The sequence below is a fragment of the Acinetobacter sp. TSRC1-2 genome, from assembly GCF_049895885.1.
In the GTDB taxonomy this organism is placed as follows: Bacteria; Pseudomonadota; Gammaproteobacteria; order Pseudomonadales; family Moraxellaceae; genus Acinetobacter.
Window position 1 is genome coordinate 577,495 of the sequence record NZ_JAFCTF010000001.1, and the last position, 15,070, is coordinate 592,564.

A 15,070-nucleotide genomic window follows, 5' to 3' on the forward strand; every position below is an offset into this window, starting at 1 on the left:
CTTAATAACCGATTTATATATTCACCTAAGAAAGCTACTGAAATATTACACTGTTTTAATTTAATTAACCTATCTTATAAAGGAAAATTTAAATAACAAAACTTTCGAGGCTGCAAAATATGAAAGCTATTATAATGAAGAAGATTATTAACTGTGTGGCAGTTAGTAGTTTATTAAGTTTTGCTGCATGTCAAACTATGGCAATGGATGACCAATCTACAAATAATGGCAAAAATCATTCTAAAATATCGCATGACAGTCATGAGAGTTTAACTGATAGTCAGGTTATCAAGGTGTTAAGCACAGCTAATAACGGTGAGATTAAGCAGGCAAAAGCTGCGATGCCCAAGCTAAAAATGGATCAGACCCGTAAGTATGCTCAGATGATGATTAATGATCATTCATCGAATGAGAAAAAAGGTCAGGCGTTGGCAAGTGGGTTAAAATTAATTCCACAAGCTAGCAACATCAGTAAATCATTGCAAAATGATAGCGACAAGATTGTTAATAAGCTTAGCCAATCATCATCGGGAACTGATAAAGACTATATGATGAGTCAAGTCGAAGTACATCATAAAGTTCTGATGACTATTGATAAGCAATTGATACCAAACGCTAAAAATTCTGAATTAAAAAATATGCTTACGCAAACCCGTAATGCAGTTGCTAAACATTTACAAATGGCTGAACAAATAGTCGCAAAGATGAAATAACATAAAAATCATTATATTATTTAGCTCGTATTTTTAAGAAGCCTAGTATCAACAAGCTAGGCTTTTTTAAACATATAGCAAGCAATACAGAAAAATGTCATATAGTTAGTGCCACCCTTGATTTATCCGTGACAGAATATCTTGAGTCAGAGCAGAGTATAGTAGAAGCTTAGACACGGGATGTACGCTTTTTCTGATTTCCTGTTAAGTAGGATGATATTAATTGTAAAAAACTAAAGTTTATTTATTGTTATAGATCGCTATCCCTCCATTTAGATAACTAATCCTATGTTCAAATTTACTATTCCTATTCTCTTAACTATTAGTCCATTTAGTTACGCAGGTCAAAATGTATATGTAAAAAAATTCAGCCTTATAATGGCGAATGTATTACCAAGCAAGACTGGAGCGCATATTTAGAAATAGACCCAACAATAAAATCAGATTTTCAAAATTCGGCAGATCACTTTTTTGTGGCAATTGATGGACGAGAGTTTCCTCTATGATATGACCATGATTCTTACGACTTGTTAACGAAAAATCCGACACCTGAAGCTATTGATAAAATGATTGAAATTTTAAAAAAATTAAAAACCACAGTACAAGGTGAAGAAATAGAAATTTATTTAACTCCAAATGATATTATTCAGCGATAAATGAATGTCTATTTAACATCCTACAACGTGTACGCAACGCAATTGTAAGCCCAAAATAAAATGTCCGGTTTCTCCATAGTAAAAATATCCGCTTTTAGAATACTCAATTAGAGATTTTTTTAGTGGGCTGTTTAATATAAAATATCATTGTTTCTCATAAAAAACCGACCCTAAAGCCGGTTTTTTACATCTCAATATAAATTATTTCTTCACATCAAAACGGTCTGCATTCATTATTTTAGTCCATGCAGCAACAAAGTCTTTCACGAATTTTTCTTTGTTGTCATCTTGCGCATACACTTCTGCGTATGAACGAAGAATCGAGTTAGAACCGAAGACCAAGTCCACACGTGTTGCAGTCCACTTCGGTGCACCAGTCGCACGATCCACAATTTGATAACGGTTCTTGCCCACTGGTTTCCAGTTGTACTTCATATCCGTCAAGTTCACGAAGAAGTCATTGCTTAACACGCCCTCTTGATCTGTGAACACCCCTTCTTTTGCACCCGCATAGTTGATACCAAGTACACGCATACCACCGACCAATACAGTCATTTCAGGTGCAGTTAAACCCAATAACTGAGCGCGGTCTAACAGCATTTCCTCAGGCTGTACCACATAGTCGTCTTTAAACCAGTTACGGAAACCATCTGCTTTAGGTTCGAAATCTTCGAATGAATACGCATCGGTTTGTTCTTCCGTTGCATCACCCCGACCTGGAAGGAATGGAACTTGAATGTCTACGCCCGCAGCTTGAGCCGCCTTTTCAATTGCAGCCGTACCACCAAGTACGATCAAGTCTGCAATGCTGACTTTCTTCTCAAGACCCGCCTGAATTTCTTCAAGTTTCACCAACACTTTAGCCAGACGTTCAGGTTCGTTACCGACCCAGTCTTTTTGCGGTGCCAAGCGGATACGCGCACCGTTTGCACCACCACGATAGTCTGAACCACGGAAAGTACGTGCACTGTCCCATGCGGTATTGATCAATTCGGCAGACGTTAAACCGCTATTTAACAGTTTCGCTTTGAGTTCATCAATTTCTGCTTCAGACAAAACGTAGTTCACAGATGGAATCGGATCTTGCCAGATTAAATCCTCAACAGGCACGTCCGCACCGAGGTAACGTGATTTTGGCCCCATGTCACGGTGAGTCAACTTGTACCATGCACGCGCAAACACTTCCGAGAAGTACGCAGGATCTTTATAGAAGCACTCAGCAATTTTTCGGTATTCAGGATCGACTTTCAGTGCCATATCGGCATCTGTCATCATTGGGTTACGGCGAATATTCGGGTTGTGCGCATCAACAGGCTTGTCTTCCTCTTTGATGTTGGTCGGTTCCCACTGGTTCGCACCTGCCGGACTCTTGGCTAATGCCCAGTCGTATGTGAACAATAGATGGAAGAATTCGTTGTCCCATTTGGTCGGATGGGTGGTCCAGGCACCTTCCAGACCACTGAGCATGGTATTGCCGGCATTGCCTGTACCTTCAGGGTTGTGCCAACCTAGACCTTGGAATTCAACATCTGCGCTTTCAACATCAGCACCTAAAAACTCAGCTTTACCGTTACCGTGTGCTTTACCTATGGTATGACCACCTGCGGTTAATGCCACAGTTTCTTCGTCATTCATGCCCATACGGTCAAAAGTGACACGCATGTCTTGGGCGGTACGTAATGGATCAGGTTTACCATCTACACCCTCAGGGTTCACATAAATCAAGCCCATTTGCACTGCAGCAAGTGGATTTTCTAAAGTTGAACGATCTTGGTCATTTTCATAACGGTTTTCAGTCGGTGCAAGCCATTCACGCTCTTCACCCCAGTAAATGTCTTTTTCAGGATGCCAGACATCTTGACGCCCCCCGCCGAAACCGAAAGTTTTCAGACCTGCTTCTTCATACGCGACTGTACCTGCGAGTACAATCAAATCGCCCCATGAAATCTTGTTACCGTATTTGCGTTTAATTGGCCAAAGCAGACGACGGCCTTTATCGGTGTTGACGTTATCTGGCCAGCTGTTCAATGGTGCAAAACGTTGGTTACCAGTGTTAGCACCGCCGCGACCGTCCTGCTTACGGTAAGAACCCGCCAAGTGCCATGCGGTACGTACGAACATGCCAATATAGCTGCCGTAGTCTGATGGCCACCAGTCTTGGCTGCTGTTGATGAGTTCACGGAGGTCTTGTTTTACTGCTTCCAAATCCAATGAATTAAATGCCTTGGCATAATCAAAGTCTGGATCCATCGGATTGGTTTTTTTATCATGTTGGGAAAGGATATCGAGATTTAGAGCATTCGGCCACCAAGCCGCATTTGAGCTGACTGCATGGGTATTTGCTCCTTCTTGATGGAACGGGCATTTACCTGCATTCTGCATATCATTATTCATCTCTGAGCTCCAAATTAATCATAAAATGATGATTGCCATGAACCGTTAAAAAATTTAATTCATAAGCAAAATAACTGTTTTTTATGACAATATAAAGCAAGTTATATGAATGAAAACGATCGAAAAAGCCTATTTAAGATAAGCTTAAAAATAGGATTTATATACTTTCAAAAAATGAAATAAAAATTTTTAGGCTACATGTTCAATCCATGAAAAAAGCAGCATGATTTGGTTCTTTGACAATATTTTTTATCAAGAATAATTTGCTATAGTGATGCCATAACAAGCAAGAATAAATCAAGTCATGAAACATCACATCGCAGCAATGATTCAAAAAAATGACATTATATTATTTGATGCCGTCTGTGTGATTTGTAATGGCTGGGCAAGTTTTCTAATCAAGCATGATCAAAACTCGAAATTCAAACTGGCTTCCGCTCAATCCGCTTTGGGTGAACAGATTCTGCAATATTACGGCATGTCCACCACTCGCTATACCACCATGGTGGTGATTCTGAATGGACAGCTCTATACCGAATCGACTGCTTTACTCAAAGTCATGCAGCATTTGGGGCTGCCTTTCTCGCTGATGAATGCAGGCTATCTCATCCCTCGCCCAATCCGGGATTTTCTCTACCGTCGTGTCGCACTCAATCGTTATTGGCTCTTTGGTCAAACCAATTATTGCCTGATCCCCTCTGCTGAAAACAGGCAGCATTTTTTGGAACATGCCATTCGTGAATCATAAGCTTGTATTAGCAAGACCACTGCAACTCATTCAAATCACGCTTGTTTTACTTTGGATTTATCAGGGATTGATACCCAAAATACTTTTTCAGTCGGCTGCGGAAATTGCCATTTGGCAGAGTCTAGGTTTAGAACGAGATCTGGCAGGAATGTGTGTTGCCCTATCGGGCATGATCGAGATTATGTTTGGCTGCACTTTTCTGATTTGGCAAAGAGCAGTCTTCATCCATCAGCTTAATATTCTGGGCTTGAGTGGATTATTACTGCTCATTATGGTCACCAACCCCTTACAACTCACCACTGCATTTAATCCAGTGGTGATGAATATTGCCATGATCGCCCTTTCAATGCTTGCCATTCAACTTTTAAAACTTAGCCAACAGCAAGCTTAAACCACCAAACGTCGTCCTTCACGAATACAGACAAAAGGATTCATCAGTTTTGAGCTGTTTTTCATCGCCACTTTTAAATCGATTTCAGGTTGCTCTCGACTTTCATCGGTCAGTTGAAAGGTTCGATAATGAATCGCCAGCGAACATTTTGAATGTAAATCCTGATGCGCCTGAAAAGCCTCTTGTGGATTCATATGCATATAGCTCATCAGCTCACGTGGCTCATAGGCACCAATCGGTAACAATGAGATACGCGGTGCCCCCAAACGGCTTTGAATTTCCTTAAAATGCGGTGAATAGCCGGTATCTCCGGCAAAGAAGCAATGATCTTTTCCAGCAAGCACTGAAAAACCGCCCCAAAGTGCCCGGTTGTGATCACGTAAGCCTCGACCTGAAAAATGTTGTGCCGGGGTATAAATAATTTTTAAATCATGCAATAAAGACGATTGCCACCATTCCATTTCCAGTACATGAAAACTTTGTGGTAGATACCATGAATTACCAAGTCCAGTATAAATCGGCATGGCAAATTTATCATGCAACCACTCCAGACTGGCCAAATCCATATGGTCATAGTGATTATGACTGAGCAGCACCGCATGGATAGTTGGTAGCTCTTCTAAAGCAATTCCCGCAGGAATGACCCGTTTCGGACCTTTGCCCTGCTTCGGACTGACATGTTCACACCATACCGGATCGGTGAGCAAGTTATACGGCCCGATCTGTAACAGTACGGTGGCATGCCCTACAAACCATACTTGCCAATCATCAATGCTGGCCTCAGGTCGATCTTGAGGAATCGTCCGTTTAGTCGCATGGAATTCTGCATATTCTTTATCAATATCCACATTCCAGGTCGATGACTTACGGGTTAATAACCATTTAAACAAGTCTGCACGGCCATGCCCTTCTGGACGTGGTAATGCATTGAAAAATCGTTCACCATCATGATGACTCGAATGCAAAAATTGAAATGAAGGCTGACGCCAGGTATGTGACCAACATTCTTTAGTCGGGAGTCGAAAGTGTAATTGTTCAGGCATTTGCTTCATGTACATTCAATTTCTTAGTGTGACTTAAATATTCAAAATCCGATATTTTGAATATTACGCCATATATATCACGTTTTATTCCAAACGTCCTTTCATACGTTCCAACCACATCTTTTTAGTTTGCGGTTTAATAAACAATGCCACAATTTCAGGATGAATCTGTTTGATTTTCGCTTCAATTCTGTTGACACAGGCTTCAATATCATCAGAACTCAAGTTGTCTTCAAACTCCAGACTTAAAGATGCCAACACCTGATGTGCTCCCATCTGTTCAGTCAGTACGCCATTGGCAGAAAGTACAGCGTGATCTTCCTGCGCAATCAGCAAGATATTATTGCGTAATTGTGGATCTGCGGATTCTCCTAACAACAGACCTTTTGTTTCTCGTCCCAGTAAAATAGCAGAGATAGCCAAGACCACTCCAATTAAAATGGAAGCCACGCCATCTAACTCCGGAATATTTAAGGTATGTGCTAAATAAATCCCGATCAAGGCAATGAACAGACCACATAACGCGGCGGTGTCTTCAAACAATACGGTAAAGGTGGTTGGATCTTTACTACGCCGAAAAGCCTCGAAGTAACCTTGCTTTCCTTTAATCTTACGAAAGGCTTTTAAGGCCACACACCAAGATGCCCCTTCGCATACAATCGCGACAATTAATACCACATAGTTAATGGTTGGATTCAGCATTTCTTCAGGGTGGCGGACATGTTGAATCCCCTGATAGATTGACACGACTGCACCTAAAGCAAACACCATCAAGGCAACAATAAAGGCCCAGAAATACAGTTCACGTCCATAACCAAACGGATGCCTGACATTGGCCGGTTGTTGTGATTTTTTCATGCCGTAGAGCAATAAAATTTCATTCAGGGTATCGACGACCGAATGAATCGCTTCACTCAACATGGCCGAACTATTGGTAATATAGGCTGCGACAAACTTGACCAAAGCGATCGCCAGATTGCCCAACAGGGCAGCATAGATCACAACTTTATTCGAATCAGACATTCAAATTTGTCCTAAATTTATTGTTATCAAATCGGTTTATTTGATTTTTCTGTTCATCCAACTTTATATTAACCAAACTACGCTGATAAATTCTTTACGTTTTGTTGTTGCATGCTTTAGACAACCCAACTGATTTTAGAAATTCCCCCTTGGCTTTGATCCATAGCCACCCCAAAACTGATACTGAAGCTCATCCTGTTTAGATTTTGCATCTCAAATTAAAAACAAAAAGGCAGCTTAAGCTTCCTTCTATCCTTCCTGAGATGGATTTAAAGTTTAGAAAAATACTGCTCGCGCCATTCTTTCCAGAAATACATCACGATTCCGAACATCACCACTGCAATACCGACAAAAGCATTTGGGCTGATATGCTCATGATTTAAGGTTGCCCCGAGTCCCAAAGCAATGATGGGCGTCATCACGTTACTGAGCGAGACGGTAGAGGCTGCCAAACGGCGAATCAGCCAGAAGTAACACAGCATCGCAACAATCGATGACATGATCATGGTAAAGACAAAACCGATGAGGGTATGCATACCCGGCATTTGGGTCGGCATGTGCTGCCAGATAAAGGGCAATAAGCACAACGAGCCTAGTGCTGAAATAATCAATGAACCTGTGGCTTGTGACATTGGACTTAAAGGCGCATTAAGCTGTTTGACCCAGAAGATCGAACTAATATAAGACACGATACTGATCAGCATCAATACCACACCAATCGGGTTAATTTTACTATCAGCGGAATCGGCAAAAACAAAACTTAAACCGGCCACGGCAATTGCCATCCCCAGCCACTGTAGCCAGATCAATTTGTGGGTTTTTAGAATCACATGCCCAATCAGACCGGCAATTAACGGTGAGAAACCGAAAATCAATGCCATTAATCCTGAAGTCAGATAATTGGCTGCAAGATAGATAAATAGCTGAGCGCCAATTAAATTTAAGCTCCCCGCCAGGTAACTTTTCATTGAAGTCTGATCAAATGGCAAGGGATCACGCATGATTTTCAGCAGGAATAGCGCAATAATGGATGCACCAAAATAGCGAATAATCAGCACCCACATGGGGTGAATCTCGGCCACACTCCAGACAATCGCCAAAGGCGTTGCTGCCCAGATCAGCACCAGTAAAGCGTAAATACTTGCCGTGACCGGCAGTGAAGATTTCATATCATTCTCAAATCTGATTGTTCTAAATAGTAAAGCTGAAATCTTTTATTCGGTGCTGTAGATACTATCGTGACTATTGGTATAGATAAGACTAAAAATACAGTCCACCCCATCATCAACAATATGGGGAGGCGACATGGATGTCGCCAGATCGTTTGGGATACATGGACGTATCCTCAAACGATCAAAAGATTTTTGTTACTTTTAATCTTTTAAAAGTAAAACAACTCTAAGAAAATATTATTAAATCAAAACGCCAATTGCAGTCATGACAACAAAGCCAACGACATAAAAAAACAGACCTATGCAAAAACATAGGTCTGTCCTAAGATATCTCAATACAACTTAAGCAATTTTGCGTAAATCTTGTGCCAAATCTAAATGTTTTTCAGCTTCGAAAGCAGTATTTTTGCTGATCATTTTTTTCAAATGACGCATTTCTTTCGCCGCATTGACCGTAATACCGGCAACGATTTGACCATCCGTCACACCGTACATCACGAATGAATTGTCTGCGCCTTTGGCTGCATCCATTTCACCACGAACAAGCCATTGAGCCGCTGCCATATCACCGACAAACTGGAAATTGATGTCCAGTTGGTCAGTCCAGAACCAAGCTGGATTAGGCGTTGGAAGTTCAATGCCCATCACGTGACGCGCAAAAATACCGGCTTGAAGATTGGCATTTTCCCAAGTTTCGACACGACAGTGTTGACCATCTGCACGAAGTTGGGTGGCTACATCGCCTGCTGCATAGATGTCAGCATTTGAAGTCTGGCAGTTCTCATTCACTTTAATTGCCACGTCCACGTCAAGACCTGCAGCCACTGCAAGCTGAGCATTGGGTACGATACCAATACCGTAAACCACAGCATCAGCACGAAGCTCTTCACCACCTTCAAGGGTAACAACCACTTCTTCGCCATCAAGTCGGCATGCAGCAATCTGAGTTGAAAGACGAACATCGACACCTTTGGCACGGTGTTGTTCAAGCAGGAATCCGCTCAAGATGCGTGGTGAACAACGACCCATCACCATTGGACCCATTTCAATCACGGTCACATCGCAATCTTTGAAACGTGCAGATGATGCAAGCTCTAAACCGATCACACCGCCACCGATCAGGATGAGACGACGGCCAGCTTGAAGTACAGGAACTAAGGCTTGAGAATCTTCAAGGTTACGCAAGGTATAAACGTGTTTACCCAAAGCATCGAAGTTTGGTAAACGACGCGCTGCACCACCCGTTGCAAGAAGCAACTTGTCGTAAGCAATCACATCGCCATTTTTAAGTTCAATGCTGTGCTCTTCCGCGTTGATTTTCACCACGCCATTGCCACGAATCACTTCAACATTCAAATCTGCCAGTTTTTGTTCTGACAGGATTTCAATTTTGGTGTCTTCAGGTTTAAGAATCACATCTTTAGACAAAGGCGGACGTTCATAAGGAAGATGGGTTTCATCACCTACAAGAATGATTTTGCCTTCGTATTTGTTACCGCGAAGTTCTAAAATGGCGCTCGCACCGGCTTGGCCAGCTCCAACAATAACGATGGTTTCGATGTTACTCATGTGCTTTACCCTTTTAATTCTGCAGATACAATGCCGAAGCCTGCAATCCATTCACTGATTGCTTCATAAACTTGAGTGGTCATTTCGTATTCGCCTAATTCAGAGAGTGCTGCAAATGCTGCAATCCATGAACGAACTTCCTGACCACCACGGCCACCTTCACGGCGAATATCTGCTTCAGTCATGGCTTCAATTACTGCGAAATCGGCATTCTTGAAGGTTTCAAGCAATGCGATATCCCATTCAGCATTTAAAGGTACGGCAACAGAAGTATCTCCTGCTGCCAGTTTTTGACCGACTGCAATAATTTTTGACTGACGTATTTCACGTGCTTCCGGACTCGGATTACGGCCACAAATCAGGAATTCTTCCACTTCAGGTGGAACAGAACCCATTTGCGGTGTCGGTGGATCATGCGAAAGACCACCCGTTCCTAAAAGAAGAACCCGTTCATTTTCAAGGTTTAAAGATTTGATAAACTGACCAATTGCACGACCCAAAGCTACGGTACGCTTGGTGGTTGGCATCGGTGCTGCTGCACCATTAATAAACACCGGAATGGTTGGATAACGATCGAGCTGACCATCGCACAGGAAATGCAAAGGCTGAGTCACACCATGATCGGCCTGCATGCGATATGAATAGGCAACATCCACACCTTCATCCAATACGCGGCGCACCAGGTCAAGCGCAGTATCTTCAGGCACATTAATCTTGTTGTTCTCTGCACCATAATTCCAGTCGCCTGCGGCTGTGGCACGAATACCCACGCAGAAACTTGGCATTAAGTCGTAAAAGAAACCGTTAAAATGGTCGGGTCCAAAAGTAATAATTAAAGTTGGATCAAAGGCTTTGACTTCAGCCGCCATTTTTTCAAACGCAGCACGAACATTTTTTTCTTGTTCTGCATTTTGAGGTGCAGCAAATTCCATAAGTGGACTATGTGACGCACAAATCAGTTTAACGGGCATGAGTCGCTCCTAAACGAAGGCAGCCAAATGGCTGCCAGAGTGTGATTCTGAGTTTTTCAGAATAAGGTTTGATGAAGACTTAAGACTTAGTCTTCAAAAAAACCTGCACGTGGCTGACGTAAACCACGAATTCCCAGACCACAGTCAGCATTAATTAAAACACCAGTCAGCGTACGGTTATTGGCACGAGACGCCAGCAATACATACGAACCGGTCATATCTTCAGGTTCTGGTAAGAAATTCAACGGCATGCCACGGGCAATTTTCTCGGGATCACGTGCATCCAGCAGACCAAGGTTTTCTTGACCCAGTGATGCCGCACCTTTGATATTGACGTTCATGCCTGATGGCGCAACTGCATTAACTCGCACTTTCGGTGCAAGTTCATACGCCAATTCTTTCATGATGCCCACGCCCGCATGTTTAGATGCGGTATAAACTGGACCACCACCCGCTGAATACAACGCAGAATTAGACAAGGTGAAGATGATTGAACCTTCAGATTTGACTAACTCATCTAGCGCCGCTTTGGCACCAAGAATGAGTGACTTGGTGTTAATGCCCATGATTTCATCAAAGGCTTTTTCCAGCTGCTCGCCAGAGGTATTCACGATATCGGCATAATGATCCCAGATGCCGGCATTACCCACAAAGCAATCAAGCTTGCCAAAACGCTCAACGGTTGCATTTACCGCACGGACATTATCTGCATAGTTGGCTACATCACCTTCGATCGCAAGAACTTTACCACCGAAGTATTCATTCAATGCATCCACTTTAGTTTTTGAGCGTTGAAGAACCGCAACTTGTGCACCCTCTTCCAAGAACCGCTCAACCAAAGCCCAGCCTAAACCTGAACCACCACCAGTAATCAGTGCAACTTCGCCTTGTAGCCAACCCATGATTATTCTCCTGCCATCTCTACAAACAATTGACCATCTTCAACAATCACAGGGAAAGTTTTGATTGGATCAGTTGCAGGTAGACATAAAGCTTCACCTGTTTTCAAGCAGAAACGTGCTGAATGCAGTGGGCATTCAACCGTACCATCATCTTCAAGATAACCTTCAGACATAGAAGCATTACCATGTGAACAACGGTCATTCATGGCGAAGAATTCTCCGCCATTGTTGAACACTGCAAGCGCTTCAATACCATTCACACCGCAATCTACTTTTAGCGCTTCGCCTTCGTCTAATTCGTCAACTTGGCAAACAAAAATCTTATTCATTAGAAGAATACACTCAGGTTATGTGAGTTATAGGTCACTTGATCTAACGTAATTTTACGGTTGAAGATCTGGAAGCCCAAATCACTTTCAACTTTACGGATCTTGTCGTGACGCTTACCACAGTAAATCGTTACGTCTTTCTCTTTTTGGGTACGGTATAACAAATAAGTTACGTACACGTCGTATTCGCCTTCCACTTCAGTCGGCTCTACAATCACGTTGCTCACCATGTGAGTGGTACGTGATGGAGGCTCTTCAGCCCAAGCCATACCGGTTTCAAGACGCGCAACACGGCGTTCAAGCAAATCTTTGGTGTCGTTAAATACCCAAGTCGTCGGTGGTTCAACTGAACGGCGACGGTCACGGGTTTGAGCGTTTGGCGTGGTACGTAGCGTGTAAGAAATATCTTCTGCCAACATATCCAGCCAATCGCGGAATTTCCAGTCGTCCAGCGCTTTGCCTTCACGATACAGAAACTGACTGATTTGATGATGAAGTTCTAAACTGATCTGACTCATTTCATTAGCTCCTTCTCGTATGCGTCAGCGGCTTTCTCTACGTCTTCCCATGTTTCATGGATCAACAGGTCTGCCCAACGGCGGTATAAGCCACGTGCTGCAGTTTCAGAGAAAATGTAGTTGGTGATCCCCGGGATCCCATCTTCACGTTTTTTCTCGTGACCCAAGCCCATTTCCATAATGAGTGGGTTATTACGCGCTTTATAACCACGCAATACTTTTTGAATCTCAATCCAGTTCTCGGAGTCATCTTGCTCCAGGAAACCGGCAGGACCGAAAGCACGTGTCGCAGAACGTTCAAATGCTTCTTTCACTTCTTGAGACGCTTCAGCATCGGCAATACAGAATGCCCACACTTCAGTTTTGTTTGGACCACGTGGGTGCCATACGCGAAGTGTTGCAGTACCGTTCAACCAAGACATGGTTGGGAACATGTTGTTGTGACCCGCAAGACGCAATGCACGCGTTTCACCCAAACGTTCTTTTACTTCCTCGAAAGTTTCACGGAAGTAATTGGCAACTTCACCATCGACCCACACGTTTGCGTCTGGTTTTTCAGTGAAGAAGAAGCCTGAACCATGACCACGCGCGCCATACTGGATCGCGTCTTTCGCGGTTTCCCAAACTGGACGAGCCGTTTGCGCTGCTCCTAATTTCTTAGAGGATTCGTCATCTGGTTTTGCACCCAATACCTGAATGGCAGAGGCGTGAGAGAACAAGGCATGGTATTGGTCAGATGCAAACTGTTCAGCTGCAAATTTCCAGTTACATTCAATTTCCCATTTGTGCACGCCGCCAATGATTTCAGTACCACCCGGACGACGGTCTAATACGCCATCTAGATACCAGGCAATGTCACCCATGTATTCGATCAAGTCAGGTGTGGTTTCATCCCAGCAACCGAAGATTAAGCCTTTGTAAGATTTAACACGATTTACTTCAACTAGACCCCATTTCTCTTTGCATGCGCCTTGCGGGAAAGCACGTTCTTCAAGCGGGATGTCTTTCAATGCACCATCAATACCGTAAGACCAGCCGTGGTATGGGCAAGTAAATGCACGCGTATTACCACAGTCTGCGAAGCTCACACGCATAGAACGGTGACGGCATTGATTTAAGAATGCTTTGATTGAGCCGTCTTTTTGACGTGTCACAATAATCGGATCTTCACCCATATAGGTATTGAAGAAGTCACCCGATTTAGGAATTTGGCTTTCATGACAAAGGAACAACCAAGTACGGCCAAAAACGCGTTCAAGCTCTAATTCATATAAATCTGGATCTGTATAGATCGATGGCGAGATACGACCATTTTGTGCATCGACCAAAGCATCGATTTCGCGCACATCAATTTTTCCACTCATGAGAAGCTCTCCTGTGACGGACTTAGTCACAAAGTAAATAGACTCAACTTTTAGTGGATAATGGTTTTATAGCGACTTTTAGTGAAATATTTTTTTTGTTTCAATTAAGATATTTTATGGATTATTAAGAATGTTATTTTCTATATTAAAATCCTCATGAACAATCTAAGACCATTTATTTTCTAAATGGCAGAATCATCTTCACGGAATAGTTGTTTATAGATTATACTCTTCCCAAATTATAGTAAGACATTTTTTGGATTACTCATGGGACTGATTATATGGAATTACGACACCTTCGATATTTTATCACCGTTGCAGAAGAACTGAACTTTAGTAAAGCTGCGTTAAAGCTTTATACCGCCCAACCTTCTTTAAGTCAGCAAATTAAGGACCTAGAAGAAGATGTAGGGGTACAACTGCTCTATCGTACCAAACGTAAAGTTGAACTCACGGAAGAAGGGGCTGTATTTCTTGAACAGGCACGCTTAACACTGGCTCAAGCAGACAAAGCTATTGCCATGGCACGTCAAGTCTCGCAAGCCAAACAGCAAATGCTGCGTATTGGCTTCGTTCCAGTCGCGGAAATGAAGATTTTCCCTTATGTCTTGCCAAACTTACGTGTGCAAAACCCTGATGTAAAAATCGAATTGCTCAGCCTCAATAACAATGAGCAAATCAAACTACTGAAAAAAGGTGAACTGGATGTCACGTTTACCCGGCATAACTCGAATAGTGAAGACATCGAAAGTTTATTTGTTTTACGCGAACCGCTGATTTTTATTTTGCCCGAAAATCATCCTTTGGCGAAGTATGAACGTATTCCCGTTAAGGCATTGAATGGAATAGATTTTATTATTCCCGCTGCTGAACAGTCTCTGACACTACACAACGCGATTCTGGATTTTGCTAAAGCCAATGCTATTGAATTTAACATTGTGCAAAAGGCCGACAATATCTTGTTTAATATCAACTCAATTGGTATGGGCTTAGGTTGTACGATTTTACCGGGCTATGTGGCACCCTTGACCATGAACAATACTGTCATTCGTCCTTTAGACGTTGAGCTCCCTTACCTCGACTTGTATGTCAGTTACCACAAAAACAGTAGTTCTATGGTTGTGAAGAAATTTATTGAATTACTTACTCGGGTGTTTTATCTGAATATCAATCGTGATTGATTAATTTTTACAAACTTGCTTTCTCAATTCAGCCCACCATTATTTTCCTGATAAATAGTGGGGGCTTTTTTTGCCCATTTTTGGTTATTTTTTCTA

The 15,070-nt window shown here is 42.6% G+C and carries 15 protein-coding genes; 5 read left to right on the forward strand and 10 right to left on the reverse strand.

The features are described from left to right. The first annotated feature begins 119 nt into the window (after positions 1-119). A complete protein-coding gene (locus ACP69Y_RS02715; RefSeq protein WP_425915933.1) occupies positions 120-713 on the forward strand; it encodes a DUF4142 domain-containing protein in 594 nt (197 codons plus the stop codon). Between the two features lie 527 nt (positions 714-1,240). Continuing rightward, positions 1,241-1,369 (forward strand): hypothetical protein, encoded by a 129-nt coding sequence (locus ACP69Y_RS02720; RefSeq protein WP_425915935.1) that lies wholly within the window; start codon positions 1,241-1,243, stop codon positions 1,367-1,369. Positions 1,370-1,570: 201 nt separating this feature from the next. Here the strand turns inward: ACP69Y_RS02720 and katG are convergent, their stop codons facing one another. Continuing rightward, positions 1,571-3,763, reverse strand: a complete 2,193-nt coding sequence (gene katG / locus ACP69Y_RS02725; RefSeq protein ID WP_425915936.1) for a catalase/peroxidase HPI — start codon at positions 3,761-3,763, stop codon at positions 1,571-1,573. A gap of 304 nt (positions 3,764-4,067) precedes the next feature. On the opposite strand from katG, the gene ACP69Y_RS02730 reads away from it, so the two are divergent. Together ACP69Y_RS02730 and ACP69Y_RS02735 are read left to right on the forward strand one after the other, a co-directional pair. Continuing rightward, positions 4,068-4,511: a thiol-disulfide oxidoreductase DCC family protein gene (locus tag ACP69Y_RS02730; protein ID WP_425915938.1), complete on the forward strand. Its 444-nt coding sequence runs from the start codon at positions 4,068-4,070 to the stop codon at positions 4,509-4,511. Next, complete coding sequence (locus ACP69Y_RS02735; protein WP_425915940.1) at positions 4,501-4,902, forward strand: DoxX-like family protein; 402 nt, start codon at positions 4,501-4,503, stop codon at positions 4,900-4,902. Before ACP69Y_RS02730 ends, ACP69Y_RS02735 begins: the two co-directional genes overlap by 11 nt. Here ACP69Y_RS02735 and ACP69Y_RS02740 read toward each other — a convergent pair. The 9 genes from ACP69Y_RS02740 to hcaE all read right to left on the reverse strand — a co-directional run bounded on the left by ACP69Y_RS02740 (position 4,899) and on the right by hcaE (position 13,793). After that, a complete protein-coding gene (locus tag ACP69Y_RS02740) occupies positions 4,899-5,954 on the reverse strand; it encodes an MBL fold metallo-hydrolase (protein ID WP_425915942.1) in 1,056 nt (351 codons plus the stop codon). The two genes, ACP69Y_RS02735 and ACP69Y_RS02740, sit on opposite strands and share 4 nt — an antisense overlap. A gap of 75 nt (positions 5,955-6,029) precedes the next feature. After that, positions 6,030-6,968 carry a cation diffusion facilitator family transporter gene (locus ACP69Y_RS02745; protein ID WP_425915944.1) on the reverse strand — a complete coding sequence of 313 codons (939 nt, stop codon included), beginning with the start codon at positions 6,966-6,968 and terminating at the stop codon, positions 6,030-6,032. Between the two features lie 269 nt (positions 6,969-7,237). Further along, positions 7,238-8,137, reverse strand: coding sequence for a DMT family transporter (locus ACP69Y_RS02750; RefSeq protein WP_425915946.1), 900 nt, complete (start codon positions 8,135-8,137; stop codon positions 7,238-7,240). Positions 8,138-8,482: 345 nt separating this feature from the next. Then, positions 8,483-9,709, reverse strand: coding sequence for a 3-phenylpropionate/cinnamic acid dioxygenase ferredoxin--NAD(+) reductase subunit (hcaD, locus tag ACP69Y_RS02755; protein WP_425915948.1), 1,227 nt, complete (start codon positions 9,707-9,709; stop codon positions 8,483-8,485). A 5-nt stretch (positions 9,710-9,714) separates the two neighbouring features. After that, positions 9,715-10,680, reverse strand: a complete 966-nt coding sequence (locus ACP69Y_RS02760) for a 3-carboxyethylcatechol 2,3-dioxygenase (RefSeq protein ID WP_425915950.1) — start codon at positions 10,678-10,680, stop codon at positions 9,715-9,717. An 86-nt stretch (positions 10,681-10,766) separates the two neighbouring features. Further along, a complete protein-coding gene (gene hcaB, locus ACP69Y_RS02765) occupies positions 10,767-11,582 on the reverse strand; it encodes a 3-phenylpropionate-dihydrodiol/cinnamic acid-dihydrodiol dehydrogenase (RefSeq protein ID WP_425915952.1) in 816 nt (271 codons plus the stop codon). 2 nt (positions 11,583-11,584) lie between these two features. Beyond that, complete coding sequence (gene hcaC, locus ACP69Y_RS02770) at positions 11,585-11,911, reverse strand: 3-phenylpropionate/cinnamic acid dioxygenase ferredoxin subunit (protein WP_067722172.1); 327 nt, start codon at positions 11,909-11,911, stop codon at positions 11,585-11,587. Next, positions 11,911-12,429: a 3-phenylpropionate/cinnamic acid dioxygenase subunit beta gene (gene hcaF / locus ACP69Y_RS02775; protein WP_067722174.1), complete on the reverse strand. Its 519-nt coding sequence runs from the start codon at positions 12,427-12,429 to the stop codon at positions 11,911-11,913. The genes hcaC and hcaF overlap by 1 nt, the downstream gene beginning before the upstream one ends. Next, entirely contained in the window at positions 12,426-13,793 is a 1,368-nt protein-coding gene (gene hcaE, locus ACP69Y_RS02780; protein WP_425915955.1) for a 3-phenylpropionate/cinnamic acid dioxygenase subunit alpha, read from the reverse strand. Before hcaE ends, hcaF begins: the two co-directional genes overlap by 4 nt. 281 nt (positions 13,794-14,074) lie before the next feature. On the opposite strand from hcaE, the gene hcaR reads away from it, so the two are divergent. Further along, positions 14,075-14,974 (forward strand): DNA-binding transcriptional regulator HcaR, encoded by a 900-nt coding sequence (gene hcaR / locus ACP69Y_RS02785; RefSeq protein WP_425915957.1) that lies wholly within the window; start codon positions 14,075-14,077, stop codon positions 14,972-14,974. The last annotated feature ends 96 nt before the right edge of the window (positions 14,975-15,070 follow it).

What these genes read in the sequence shown, in the direction of transcription:
- ACP69Y_RS02715 (WP_425915933.1), top strand. Translation starts at nt 120, where the DNA reads ATGAAAGCTATTATAATGAAGAAGATTATTAACTGTGTGGCAGTTAGT.
- katG (WP_425915936.1), bottom strand. Translation starts at nt 3,763, where the DNA reads ATGAATAATGATATGCAGAATGCAGGTAAATGCCCGTTCCATCAAGAA.
- ACP69Y_RS02730 (WP_425915938.1), top strand. Translation starts at nt 4,068, where the DNA reads ATGAAACATCACATCGCAGCAATGATTCAAAAAAATGACATTATATTA.
- ACP69Y_RS02740 (WP_425915942.1), bottom strand. Translation starts at nt 5,954, where the DNA reads ATGAAGCAAATGCCTGAACAATTACACTTTCGACTCCCGACTAAAGAA.
- ACP69Y_RS02745 (WP_425915944.1), bottom strand. Translation starts at nt 6,968, where the DNA reads ATGTCTGATTCGAATAAAGTTGTGATCTATGCTGCCCTGTTGGGCAAT.
- ACP69Y_RS02750 (WP_425915946.1), bottom strand. Translation starts at nt 8,137, where the DNA reads ATGAAATCTTCACTGCCGGTCACGGCAAGTATTTACGCTTTACTGGTG.
- hcaD (WP_425915948.1), bottom strand. Translation starts at nt 9,709, where the DNA reads ATGAGTAACATCGAAACCATCGTTATTGTTGGAGCTGGCCAAGCCGGT.
- ACP69Y_RS02760 (WP_425915950.1), bottom strand. Translation starts at nt 10,680, where the DNA reads ATGCCCGTTAAACTGATTTGTGCGTCACATAGTCCACTTATGGAATTT.
- hcaB (WP_425915952.1), bottom strand. Translation starts at nt 11,582, where the DNA reads ATGGGTTGGCTACAAGGCGAAGTTGCACTGATTACTGGTGGTGGTTCA.
- hcaC (WP_067722172.1), bottom strand. Translation starts at nt 11,911, where the DNA reads ATGAATAAGATTTTTGTTTGCCAAGTTGACGAATTAGACGAAGGCGAA.
- hcaF (WP_067722174.1), bottom strand. Translation starts at nt 12,429, where the DNA reads ATGAGTCAGATCAGTTTAGAACTTCATCATCAAATCAGTCAGTTTCTG.
- hcaE (WP_425915955.1), bottom strand. Translation starts at nt 13,793, where the DNA reads ATGAGTGGAAAAATTGATGTGCGCGAAATCGATGCTTTGGTCGATGCA.
- hcaR (WP_425915957.1), top strand. Translation starts at nt 14,075, where the DNA reads ATGGAATTACGACACCTTCGATATTTTATCACCGTTGCAGAAGAACTG.